General features: G+C 65.3%; 10 protein-coding genes. 7 read left to right on the top strand and 3 right to left on the bottom strand.

The window, feature by feature from the left end:
* The first annotated feature begins 12 nt into the window (after window positions 1-12).
* Window positions 13-492 carry a DUF6314 family protein gene (locus CEJ42_RS01585; RefSeq protein ID WP_088750199.1) on the top strand — a complete coding sequence of 160 codons (480 nt, stop codon included), beginning with the start codon at window positions 13-15 and terminating at the stop codon, window positions 490-492.
* Between the two features lie 72 nt (window positions 493-564).
* On the opposite strand, the gene ppsR is transcribed toward CEJ42_RS01585, so the two are convergent.
* The gene (gene ppsR, locus CEJ42_RS01580; protein ID WP_088749848.1) at window positions 565-1,419 is read right to left on the bottom strand and encodes a posphoenolpyruvate synthetase regulatory kinase/phosphorylase PpsR; all 855 of its coding nucleotides are present in this window, start codon (window positions 1,417-1,419) and stop codon (window positions 565-567) included.
* Window positions 1,420-1,783: 364 nt separating this feature from the next.
* Here ppsR and ppsA point away from each other — a divergent pair, with 364 nt between their 5' ends.
* The 4 genes from ppsA (at window position 1,784) to CEJ42_RS01555 (ending at window position 7,004) form a co-directional block, all read left to right on the top strand.
* Complete coding sequence (gene ppsA, locus CEJ42_RS01570; protein ID WP_243397755.1) at window positions 1,784-4,141, top strand: phosphoenolpyruvate synthase; 2,358 nt, start codon at window positions 1,784-1,786, stop codon at window positions 4,139-4,141.
* A gap of 155 nt (window positions 4,142-4,296) precedes the next feature.
* Window positions 4,297-4,731, top strand: coding sequence for an NfeD family protein (locus CEJ42_RS01565; RefSeq protein WP_079215113.1), 435 nt, complete (start codon window positions 4,297-4,299; stop codon window positions 4,729-4,731).
* 36 nt (window positions 4,732-4,767) lie between these two features.
* Complete coding sequence (locus tag CEJ42_RS01560) at window positions 4,768-5,682, top strand: SPFH domain-containing protein (RefSeq protein WP_079215112.1); 915 nt, start codon at window positions 4,768-4,770, stop codon at window positions 5,680-5,682.
* A 50-nt stretch (window positions 5,683-5,732) separates the two neighbouring features.
* Window positions 5,733-7,004 carry a serine hydrolase domain-containing protein gene (locus CEJ42_RS01555; protein WP_088749846.1) on the top strand — a complete coding sequence of 424 codons (1,272 nt, stop codon included), beginning with the start codon at window positions 5,733-5,735 and terminating at the stop codon, window positions 7,002-7,004.
* A 100-nt stretch (window positions 7,005-7,104) separates the two neighbouring features.
* Here CEJ42_RS01555 and CEJ42_RS01550 read toward each other — a convergent pair whose 3' ends face one another.
* Both CEJ42_RS01550 and CEJ42_RS01545 read right to left on the bottom strand, forming a co-directional pair.
* Window positions 7,105-8,532: an ATP-binding protein gene (locus tag CEJ42_RS01550; protein ID WP_079215110.1), complete on the bottom strand. Its 1,428-nt coding sequence runs from the start codon at window positions 8,530-8,532 to the stop codon at window positions 7,105-7,107.
* A 1-nt stretch (window position 8,533) separates the two neighbouring features.
* Entirely contained in the window at window positions 8,534-9,223 is a 690-nt protein-coding gene (locus CEJ42_RS01545; RefSeq protein WP_079215109.1) for a response regulator transcription factor, read from the bottom strand.
* A 395-nt stretch (window positions 9,224-9,618) separates the two neighbouring features.
* Here CEJ42_RS01545 and CEJ42_RS01540 point away from each other — a divergent pair, with 395 nt between their 5' ends.
* Both CEJ42_RS01540 and CEJ42_RS01535 read left to right on the top strand, forming a co-directional pair.
* On the top strand, window positions 9,619-10,356 hold the full coding sequence (locus CEJ42_RS01540; RefSeq protein WP_088749845.1) for a hypothetical protein: 738 nt from the start codon (window positions 9,619-9,621) through the stop codon (window positions 10,354-10,356).
* A 42-nt stretch (window positions 10,357-10,398) separates the two neighbouring features.
* Window positions 10,399-11,988 carry a tetratricopeptide repeat protein gene (locus CEJ42_RS01535; protein ID WP_088750198.1) on the top strand — a complete coding sequence of 530 codons (1,590 nt, stop codon included), beginning with the start codon at window positions 10,399-10,401 and terminating at the stop codon, window positions 11,986-11,988.
* Window positions 11,989-12,015: the final 27 nt, after the last annotated feature.

The raw sequence follows: 12,015 nt of genomic DNA, 5'->3' as shown, positions 1-12,015 counted from the left end.
CGCGGAGGCGGCGTGGTGTTCCCTCCAGCAGATATTCCCGCCCTCGCGGATTTCCTGCGCGGGCCCTGGCGTTTTGCGCGCACGATCTGGGAGGGGCGCGAAGAGCCGCAGGCGCAGGCCGGCGGCGACTGCGAATTCGTCGCGGGCGAACTGCCGCGGCAACTGATCTACCGCGAGCGCGGCACCCTGCGCATGCTGCCGGTGTCCGCCGGCGCCCGGCCGATTCCCTTTACCCGCGTCTTCGATTACCGCTTCGGCGATGCCGATGTGGAAGTGCTGTTCGCCGACGGCGAGCGCGGCGGCCAGTCCTACCAGCGCTACGAACTCAAGGGCGACCTGCTGGCGCCGGCGGCCGACCATCTCTGCGGGCCGGACTGTTACAACGCGGCCTACACGCTGGACGGCGAGAACGGCTTCACGATGGAAACCTTCATCAGCGGTCCCAAGAAAAGAACGCGGGTGCTGACCGTGTACGAGCGGCTCCAGCCCTGAAGAAGCGACGACATCAATGCAAAAAAAAGAGCCGGCGCATGCCGGCTCTTTTGCATGGACGATCGCCGCCGCTCAGCGGGTCTCCGGCTTGATTTCCTGCAGGATGGTGGCCGCGATCTCCTCGATGGATTTGGCGGTCGACGACATCCAGCGGATGCCTTCGCGACGCATCATCTTCTCGGCCTCGTTGATTTCGTAGCGGCAATTTTCCAGCGCGGCATATTTGCTGCCGGGGCGGCGTTCGTTGCGCACCTCGGCCAGGCGTTCGGCGGCGATGGTCAGGCCGAAGATCTTCTTCTTGTGCGGCAGCAGGCCGCTGGGCAGCTTGTCGCGTTCGAAGTCTTCCGGGATGAGCGGATAGTTGGCCGCCTTGATGCCGAACTGCATGGCCAGGTAGAGGCTGGTCGGGGTCTTGCCCGAGCGCGACACGCCCACCAGGATCACATCGGCTTCCGACAGGTTCTTGTTGGACTGGCCGTCGTCATGCGCCAGCGAGAAGTTGATGGCCTCGATGCGGTTCTTGTATTCCTCGGAGTCCGCGGTGTTGTGGCTGCGGCCGATGGTGTGGGTGGACTTCATCTCCAGCTCCTGCTCCAGCGGCTCGACGAAGGTCTGGAACAGGTCCATGTGCATGGCCTTGGCCTGGCGGATCACCGACGACAGCTCCGACTTCACCAGCGTGGAGAACACGATGGGCAGCTTGCCGTCGACCTGATAGGCCTCGTTGATCTTGCGGGTGGCGTCATGCGCCTTGTCCAGCGTGTCGATGAAGGGCAGGCGCAACTGCTTGAAACGCAGCTCGAACTGGCTCAGCACGGAATGCCCGAGCGTCTCGGCGGTGATGCCGGTACCGTCGGAGACGAAGAACACCGTGCGGTTGGCGGCGATGACCGGCGCGGTGCGCGGGAGGGGCATGGGGTCGAGCATAGTGTTGTCGGAAATAAATATTAAAAAAAAAGTGCTGCGATGAACAAAAATGATTTCGCGGGTTACAATGCCTAGCAACAGATCGAGAAGCTCATCCTGATGACCATCAATCGCCCCCGCAGTCTGACCGAGTATCTTACGATGTTTGCATTGGCAAACGTCCTCGGTGCGTGCGCGCGTTTCGTGATGTCTCTGGGCTCGTCTCCGATGCCGCCATTGCTGCCGCAACCGTCGCAGAATAACAAAAATCAACAGACGCATGCCGCACCCGCGAAGATTTCTTATCATCAAGCTAGGGGTTGTCATGTCCAACGCAGTAAACACCCAGGGGGCAGTATACGTAGCCTCCTTTGAAACTCTTCGCATGACGGACGTCGAGTCCGTCGGTGGCAAAAACGCATCGCTGGGTGAAATGATCTCCCAGCTGGCCGGGGCAGGTGTACGCGTGCCGGGCGGTTTCGCCACAACTGCGCAAGCCTTCCGCGATTTCCTTGAACACAGCGCCGACGGTGGCCAGACCTTGGCTGCACGCATTGCCGCGCGCCTTGAAGGCCTGGATATCGACGACGTGCGCTCGCTGGCAGCCGCCGGCGCGGAGATCCGTCAATGGATCGTCGACACCCCGTTCCAGCCGCGTCTGGATCAGGAAATCCGTTCCTTCTACGACAAGCTGGTCGCCGATTCGACCAGCGAGATGTCGTTCGCCGTGCGTTCCTCCGCCACCGCGGAAGACCTTCCGGACGCATCCTTCGCCGGTCAGCAGGAGACCTTCCTGAACGTGGTCGGCATCGACAACGTGCTCGAAGCGATGAAGCACGTGTTCGCCTCGCTGTACAACGACCGCGCGATCTCGTACCGCGTGCACAAGGGCTTCACCCACGCTGAAGTCGCGCTGTCGGCGGGCGTGCAGCGCATGGTCCGCTCTGACTTGGGCGCGGCCGGCGTGATGTTTACCATCGACACCGAGTCCGGCTTCAAGGATGTGGTCTTCATCACCTCCAGCTACGGCCTGGGCGAAACCGTGGTGCAGGGCGCCGTGAACCCGGACGAATACTACGTCCACAAGCCGATGCTGGAACTGGGCAAGCAGCCGGTGATCCGCCGCAACCTGGGCTCCAAGCTGATCAAGATGGAGTTCACCGGCGAAGCCAAGGCCGGTCGTTCGGTCAAGACCGTCGACGTGCCGGTCGAACTGCGCAACCGCTACTCGCTGACCGACGCCGAAGTGGTCGAGCTGGCCAAGTACGCCACCATCATCGAAAAGCACTACCAGCGTCCGATGGACATCGAGTGGGGCAAGGACGGCCGCGACGGCAAGCTGTACATCCTGCAGGCGCGTCCGGAAACCGTGAAGTCGCAACAGAAGGCGACCGACGCCCAGCAACGCTTCAAGCTCAAGAGCTCGGGCACCGTGCTGGCCACCGGCCGCGCGATCGGCCAGAAGATCGGCGCCGGTCCGGTGCGCGTGATCAACGACCCTGCCGAGATGGAACGCGTGCAGCCCGGCGACGTGCTGGTGGCCGACATGACCGACCCCAACTGGGAGCCGGTGATGAAGCGCGCTTCGGCGATCGTCACCAACCGCGGCGGCCGTACCTGCCACGCGGCGATCATCGCCCGTGAGCTGGGTGTGCCGGCGGTCGTGGGCTGCGGCGACGCCACCGACGTGCTGAAGGACGGCACCCTGGTGACCGTGTCCTGCGCCGAAGGCGACGAAGGCAAGATCTACGACGGCCTGCTGGAAACCGAAGTGACCGAAGTGGCGCGCGGCGAACTGCCGGAAATCCCGCTGAAGGTCATGATGAACGTGGGCAACCCGCAGCTGGCCTTCGACTTCCAGTCGATCCCCAACGGCGGCGTGGGCCTGGCGCGCCTGGAGTTCATCATCAACAACAACATCGGCGTGCACCCGAAGGCGATCCTGGAATACCCGAACATCGACAACGACCTGAAGAAGGCCGTGGAGTCGGTGGCTCGCGGCCACGCTTCGCCCAAGGCCTTCTACGTCGACAAGCTGGCCGAAGGCATCGCCACCATCGCCGCGGCCTTCTGGCCCAAGCCGGTGATCGTGCGCCTGTCGGACTTCAAGTCCAACGAGTACAAGAAGCTGATCGGCGGTTCGCGCTACGAGCCGGACGAAGAAAACCCGATGCTGGGCTTCCGCGGCGCCGCCCGCTACCTGGCGGACGATTTCGCCGAAGCCTTCCAGATGGAATGCCAGGCCATGAAGCGCGTGCGCGAAGACATGGGCCTGACCAACGTCGAGGTGATGGTGCCGTTCGTGCGTACCCTGGGCCAGGCCGAGAAGGTCATCGGTCTCCTGGGCAAGTACGGCCTGAAGCGCGGCGAGAATGGCCTGCGCGTCATCATGATGTGCGAAGTGCCGTCCAACGCCATCCTGGCCGAGCAGTTCCTGGAGCACTTCGACGGCTTCTCGATCGGTTCCAACGACCTGACCCAGCTGACCCTGGGCCTGGACCGCGACTCCGGCATGGAACTGCTGGCGGCCGACTTCGACGAGCGCGATCCGGCGCTGCAGGCCCTGCTGAGCAAGGTCATTTCGACCTGCCTGGCCAAGGGCAAGTACGTCGGCATTTGCGGTCAGGGTCCTTCCGACCACCCGGACTTCGCCGAGTGGCTGATGGCGCAGGGTATCGAATCGATCTCCCTCAATCCGGATACCGTGATCGACACCTGGCAGCACCTGGCAAAGAAGAAGTAACGGCTTGTCCGTCGCCGTGAAGACGGCGGCGGATACGACAAGCATGAAGGCGCGGGCAGAAATGTCCGCGCCTTTGTTTTTGGGCGCATGATTGTGGGGTAGACTAATGCCGCCCTTGCCGGAGGGAAAACCGGTGTTTTTCAAAGGAATCGCACATGACGGATTGGGCCATCTGGTTCGTGCTGGCCGGCGTGCTGATCGCAGCCGAACTGTTCACCGGAACCTTCTACCTGCTGATGATCGCGCTGGGCGTGGCTGCCGGCGGCGTTGCCGCGCTCGCCGGCGCGCAGGCTGAATGGCAGCTGCTGGCGGCGGCCGTGGTCGGCGTGGCCGCCGTGCTGGCGCTGCGCCGCAGCCGCTTCGGCCGCCTGCGCGGCACGGACGCCAACAAGGATCCCAACGTCATCCTCGACATCGGCCAGACCGTGGAAGTGGCGGCCTGGCAGGAGCACGGCAGCCAGCACATCGCCCGCGTGCCTTATCGCGGCGCCTTGTGGGACGTGGAGCTGCAGGCCGGCCACCACGCCTTGCCCGGCGCCTACGTCATCCGCGAGATACGCGGCAGCCGGCTCATCGTCGCGCCGCGCTGATACCGCAGATCCTGCATCACACCTAAGGAGAGCCTCATGCTGGGAAGCGTCACCCTGGTCATTTTCTTCATCGCCATCGTGTTCGTCGTGCAGACGGTCAAGGTGGTCCCGCAACAGCATGCCTGGGTCGTCGAGCGCCTCGGCAAATACCACGCCACGCTGGGGCCGGGCCTGAACGTGGTGGTGCCTTTCATCGACCGCGTGGCCTACAAGCACATCCTGAAGGAGATCCCGCTGGACGTGCCGCCGCAGGTCTGCATCACCAAGGACAATACCCAGCTGCAGGTGGACGGCATCCTGTACTTCCAGATCACCGATCCGATGCGCGCTTCCTACGGCTCGTCGAACTACATCGCGGCGATCACCCAGCTGGCCCAGACCACGCTGCGCTCGGTGATCGGCAAGATGGAACTGGACAAGACCTTTGAGGAGCGCGACCACATCAACACCGCCATCGTCAGCGCCATCGACGAATCGGCCGAGAACTGGGGCGTGAAGGTGCTGCGCTACGAGATCAAGGACCTGACGCCGCCCAAGGAAATCCTGCACGCGATGCAGGCGCAGATCACCGCCGAACGCGAGAAGCGCGCGCTGATCGCCGCCTCCGAAGGCCGCAAGCAGGAGCAGATCAACATCGCCACCGGCGAACGCGAGGCCGCCATCGCCAAGTCCGAAGGCGAGAAGCAGGCCTCCATCAACCGCGCCCAGGGCCAGGCCGCGGCGATCCTCGCGATTGCCGAAGCCAGCGCCGAGGCGATCCGCAAGACGGCGGCCGCGATCCAGGAGCCGGGCGGTTCCGACGCGGTGAACCTGAAGGTCGCCGAGCAGTACGTGAGCGCCTTCGGCCAACTCGCCAAGACCAACAACTCCATCATCGTGCCGGCCAACCTGTCGGACATGAGCGGATTGATCGCCGCGGCCATGCAGGTGGTCAAGACGCAGCAGAAATAAGGCGGCGCAGGCGCCGCCGGGATCAACAGGAATTCGGAAGAGGAACACGCATGATTTTCAGCCACATCCGCCGGCTGCTGCCGGCGGCGTTGTCCATCGCATTCATCGCCGGCGCCGCCTCGTCGGCACATGCCCAGGCGCAGGATCAGGAGCTGGCCGGACGGGTGGATGCGCAGATGGAGCAGTTGCTGGGCAAGTACCCGATTCCCGGCGCCAGCATCGCCATCGCCTACAAGGGCGAGTTGGTCTACCAGCGCGGCTACGGCATGGCCGTGATGGAGACCAATACGCCGGCCACGCCGCAGACGGTGTTTCGCATCGCCAGCATCTCCAAGCCGGTGACGGCGGTGGCGGTACTCAAGCTGTTCGAGAACGAGCTGCCGCAGGCGCTGGACCGGAAGGTATTCGGGCCGGACGGCCTGCTGCCGGATTCGGCCTATCCCGAATTCGCCAATCCGCGCGATCCGCGCGTGCTCAAGGTGACGCTGCGCGACCTGTTGCAGCATACCTCCGGCTGGGGCGCCACCGACTACGATCCGCAATACGACCTCATCGACATCGCGCGCACCATGAACGTCAAGGCGCCTGCGTCGGCGCGCGACGTGATCGCCTTCATGCTGAAGCAACGCTCGCTGGACGTGCCGCCGGGTGTGGAAGTCCACTACAGCAACTTCGGTTACAACATCCTCGGTCGCATCATCGAATACAAGAGCGGCAAGCCCTATGAGCAGGCGGTGCAGGAGCTGGTGTTCAAGCCCGCCGGCGTGAGCAGCGCCGTGATCGCCGCCGACAAGCGCGTGCAGCGCGTGGCCAACGAGACCGTCTACTACGACGATCCGCGCTGGCCGCCGGTGCCCGACCAGGACGGCAGCGGCGCCACCGGCGCGGAATCGTACTTCGGCTTCCACCTGCAGACGATGGACGCGCATGGCGGCTGGGCCGCCACGGCGGCCGACCTGGTGCGCTTCGTCGATGCCGCCCAGGGCACGGCCAAGGGAGCGGCCCTGCTCAAGCCTGAGACGGTTGCGCTGATGAAGCAGCGCAACGGCGCCATGCCCGACAACAACAACGGCCTGGGCTGGGTGGTGACCAAGATGGACGGCGTGAACATCATCTCGCACAGCGGCGCGCTCACCACCGGCACCTACGGCTATCTGCAGGCGCGCGAGGACGGCTGGTCGTGGGCGGTGCTGTTCAACCGTTTGCCGATCCCGTATCCGCCGGAGAAGGCGCTGAGCGAACTGCAGTCCTTCCAGACCACGGTGCAGCGCGGCCTGATGTCGGCGATCATCAACCGGGCCGATCCGCAAACCGGCAGATAAGCGCCCGAAGCGAGCGCCTCGATCGCGCCAAAAGAAAACGGCCCGCCTTGCTTCACGCAGGGCGGGCCGTTTTGCCTGGGGCTCAGGCGGTTTGCTGCAATCAGGATTCCAGCGTCTGTCCCTTGACCGGCTCGTCGGCCATGAAGGGCAGGGTGATGTCCACGCGCAGCCCGCCGTCGCGGCGGTTGGCGGCGCGGATGAAGCCGCTGTGGGCGTCGATGATGCGGCGCGCGATGGACAGGCCCAGGCCGTGGCCGGAGCTGTTGCTCTTGGTGCGGCTGCTGCGGAAGAACAGTTCGAAAATGCTGTTGAGCTCATCTTCAGGCACGCCCGGTCCGCGATCCAGGATGGACAGGTGCAGCAGCTTGTTGATCTCGTCCAGCTGGGTATGGAGTTCCACCGTGGTGTCAGCGGCGGTGTGCTTGATGGCGTTGCGCAGCACGTTCTCGATGGCGCGGTAGAGCAGTTCGGGATTGCCCTTGATCTGCACCCGGCAGTCGATGTGCCCTTCGATGTGCTTGCCGTTGGCGCCCGCCTCGAAGCTGGCGTCGTTGATCATGTCGGCCAGCATGGGCTGGATCGCGATCGGTTCTTCCATCGAGCCTGGCACGTTGGCTTCCAGCCGCGACAATGTCAGCAGCTCGCCCACCAGCTTGTCCATGCGCACGCTCTCGCGCTCGATGCGTTCCAGCGTCAGGTCCAGCTTGTCCTTGTCCTGCACGCGCGCCAGGCCAATCGCCATCTGCAGGCGTGCGATCGGCGAGCGCAGCTCGTGCGAGACGTCGTGCAGCAGGCGGCGCTGGCTTTCCATCAGCGTGCGCAGCTTGGCCGTCATCACGTCGAAGTCGCGCCCGAGGTCGGCCAGCTCGTCGCTGCGCGAACTCATCACCGGCTCCAGTTCCAGGTCCAGGTTGCCGGAGGCGGCCTGGTTGAAGGCGTTCTTGAGATGGCGGATCGGATAGGAGAAATACCAGGCCAGCAGCAGCGCGAACACCAGGCTGGCCACCAGCGCCACGGCGATCGGCATGCTCGGGAAGAACAGCGGCTGCGGCCCGCGGTCGCGCATGTGGCGCGGCTCGCGGCCGGGGCCCGGGCCGGGCCCGGGAGCGAATTCGTCGGACGGGGCCGGAATGAACATCAGGTAGCTGTGGCCGTTGGCGGCCCGCACCAGCTCGACCACGCGCCGGTCGCGTTCGCGCTCGGTCCTGAGCAGCGCGCGCGCCTCTTCCACCAGCTTGGGCGAGACTTCGCGGCCCATCAGGTCCTTGTTGTCTTCATCCACCGCGTACAGCTGCAGGCGATGCTGGCGGCCCTCGTTGATCAGGCTGCGCAGCGCTTCCGCACCGCCGAACTGCAAGGTGGCGGCCGCGGAGCGGATCATGAAGGAGGCCGGCGGGCTGAGGTCGATTTCCGAATTGCGGTTGTTGCGCTCAAGATTCTCCACCCAGAACAGCACGCCCACGCCGAAGGTGGCGGTGATCTGGGCGATGGCGATGAAGAAGAAGAACTTCCAGAATAACCGGCCCACTTTATTCCTTGATGAACTGGTAGCCGAGTCGGTAGACGGTCTGGATGCAGCTCTTGTCGCTGCCCAGGGCGGCGATCTTCTGGCGGATGCTGGAGAGGTGGACGTCGATGTTGCGGTCGAATCGGGCCAGCGGACGGCCCAGGCCCTGCTCGGAAAGATGCTGCTTGCTGACCGGCTTGCCGGCGTTGCGGGCCAGCACTTCCAGCAGGTTGAATTCGCTGCTGGTCAGCTCCAGCGGGCGGCCGGACCAGGTGGCGCGGCGCTGTTCCGGCCACATCGACAGGGCGCCGACGGCCAGCGGGGAATAGGGCGACTGCTCGTTGCTTTCGGCCGAGGCGCGGCGCAGGATGGCGCGGATGCGGGCGGCGATCTCGCGCGGGGTGCAGGGCTTGGGGACGTAGTCGTCGGCGCCCAGTTCGAGGCCGATGATGCGGTCGGTGTCGTCGCCCTTGGCCGTCAGCATCACCACCGGCATGCTGCTCTTGGCGCGGATGCGGCGCAGGGTGTCGACGCCGTTCAGGCGCGGCATCATCACGTCCAGCACGGCGATGGCGTATTGGCCGGTCAGCGCTTCGGCTGCGCCCGCTTCGCCGTCGTAGGCGACGTTGACTTCGAATTTCTCCTGCTCCAGATATTCCTTGAGCATATCGACGAGCTCGACATCGTCGTCGATCAAAAGCACTTTAGACATTGCTGCATTCCATTCTTGAGTTGCCTTGCATTAATGCCGCAGGGCGTCGGCAGTCGCTAATATGCCGTAAAAGGTTTTGCAGAGGTGTTTCAGACCGTCTTTACAATTGCATCTTTACATTCATTTACCCACGACGGCGCGAACATTTCAAGTTCTTCCCGATCGTGTTTTTTGCGGATTGCCCGCTCGCAATTTTCCGGTGCAATGTTGTGAGAATCTTAACGGTACGGCGTGCGCATCGATACTTGGAGCAGCGCGCCGGTCCGGCTCCTAACAAAACTTTACCCGGCTTTACGCAATCGGCATGAACTTAACATGCTGCGATATCCGATACTGAAAGCGAAGGGGAAAGCACACGTCGCGCCCGCAACGCGCAGAACAAAAAGGAGTCCGCCATGGCCATCAGCAGCGTATCGTCCAGCAATTATTCGATTGCAGATCTGTCCGGCCTGTCCGGCGTCAGCAGCATCTCCACCAGCGCCAGCACCCGCCTGGACGCGCCGCCACCGCCGCCTTCGGGCGGCCCGAGGGGCGGCGGCGGTTTGCTGGGCGCGCTCAAGAGCGCGCTGGAGTCGCTGGGGATCGAGCTTGACGGCGACACCACCGCGACCAGCGCCACCAGCGCCACCAGCGCCGTCTCGCTGACGTCCACCAGCTCGGTTTCCACCAGCAACGTGGACTCCAAGCTGGACTCCTTCCTGCAACAGCTGATGGCGGCGTTGCATGCCCAGGGCAACCAGCCGCCGGGGCCGCCGCCGTCAGCATCTTCTTCGACCAGCGACAGCGATGCGAGCGCCGCCGGCGAGACCGACGGCACCGCGTCGACATCTTCGACGTCATCGACATCTTCGACCGAAACAGCGTCCTCCTATTCTCCGGCCGGCCGCCCGCCGCCACCGGGAGGCGGGCTCGAGGCCGACCTCAAGAGCCTGATCTCGGATCTGTCGGGCAGCAGCGACGCGTCGGGCACCTCCAGCGGTGCGCTGTCGTCGTTGCAAAGCGCCTTCGGCAGCCTGCTCAGTTCGCTGGGCGTGTCTTCCGACAGCACTTCGCTGTCGAGCTTCCTGCAGTCGCTGCAGAGCAAGCTGGCCAACGGCAAGACCACCGGCAACCTGGTCGACACCACCGCCTGATCCTCTCCTTTGCGGGCCGGCGGCCATGATAAGCTGCCGGCCATGACTACCCACGACCCGGCCACGCTGGCCCGCCTCATGGGCCTGATGTGCGAGGCGATCGCGCTGCGCGGCGCCGGGCAGCTCCCGCAGGCGCTCGACGCACTCGACCAGGCGCTGGCGCTCGATCCCGGCTTCATCCCCATTCACATGCAACGCGCCGGCCTGCTGGACGAGCAGGGCGAGCACGCGGCCGCCGTCGCCGCCTATGAGGCTTGCCTGGACATCGCGCCCGATTTCGACGATGCGCGCGCGGCGCGCCGGCTGGCGCTGGAAGCCCTGGTGGCGCAATGCCAGGCCGCGTTGGCCGATGGCGGCGACGATCCCTCGGGAATCCGATTCACGCTGGCCGCAGCCCTGTTCAAGACGGGCGAGCTGCCGCAGGCGCTGCTGCATGCCGAACAGGCGCTGGCGGCGGCGCCGGATAATTTCCCGGCGCTCGCATTGCGCGCCGACATCCTGCTGCGCCTGAACCGCCACGAGGAGGCGCTGGCGGGCTATCGGGAGTTGCCGCCTGCGGGTGCAGACCAGCGCGCGCTGGCGCTGTTCAATCGCGCCGACATCCTGCGCCAGATGGGCCGCACCGATGAGGCACTGGCGGGCTACGACGAGTCACTGGCGCTGCATCCCGGCTTCGCGCAGGCGCGCGTCGGGCGCGCCCATATGCTGCTCATGCGCGGCGACCATGTCGAAGGCTGGCGCGAACACGAGGCGCGCAACGACATCGCCGAACTGGCGGCGCGGGCGATCCGCAGCGACCGTCCCGCATGGCGGCCCGGTGAAGACATCCGTGGCAGGCACCTGCTGTTGTGGGCCGAGCAGGGGCTGGGCGACGCCCTGCAGTTCGCGCGTTACATCGGACCGGCATCAAGGCTGGCGGGGCAAACGACCGTGTGCGTGCCGCCGGGCCTGCTGCCGCTGCTGGCGCCGTCCTTCCCCGATTGCGCGTTCGTGGTCAACGACAAGGCGCCGCCCGCGCATGATGTTCGCGCTTCCTTGCTGAGCCTGCCGCTGCTGCTGGATCTCCCCGATCCGGCCCAGGGACCGATGCCGCGCTATCTGCGGGTCGACGCGCAGCGCGCCAACGGCTGGCGCGAGCAGGCAGGCGCGTTGAGCCCCTCCACGCCGCGCCGTCCGCGCATCGGCATCGCCTGGGCGGGGCGCCAGTACGCCACCATCCACTACTCGCGCGATATCGCATTGGCGCAGCTGGCGCCGCTGTTCGATCTGGAAGTTGACTTCATCAGCCTGCAGCCGCAGGTCCCGGCAGGGGACGTAGCCGCGCGTGAAGCGCTTGGCGAGCGTCTGCACGATGTGGCGCTGGCGGACTGGGCCGATACCGCAGCGCTGATGGACAGCCTGGACCTGGTGATCAGCGTCGACACCGCCGTCGCCCACCTGGCGGGAGCGCTCGGCCGGCCGGCCTTCCTGATGCTGCGCCTGGAGGGGGAGTGGCGCTGGGGGCTGGGCGCCGACAGCACGCCCTGGTATCCGGGCACGCGGCTGTTCCGTCAGCAGGCGCGCGGTGAATGGGGCGGCGTGGTGGAGCGGGTGGTTGCCGCTTGTCGCGGGCATTTCGCAGCAAGCGGCTGAGGAATGCGCCGCGCAATTGAAAACGGC

The organism is Herbaspirillum robiniae, from assembly GCF_002213415.1.
GTDB lineage: Bacteria > Pseudomonadota > Gammaproteobacteria > Burkholderiales > Burkholderiaceae_D > Herbaspirillum > Herbaspirillum robiniae.
Note: the sequence above shows the minus strand (reverse complement) of the source record. Positions and strands in the feature narration are given on the sequence as shown.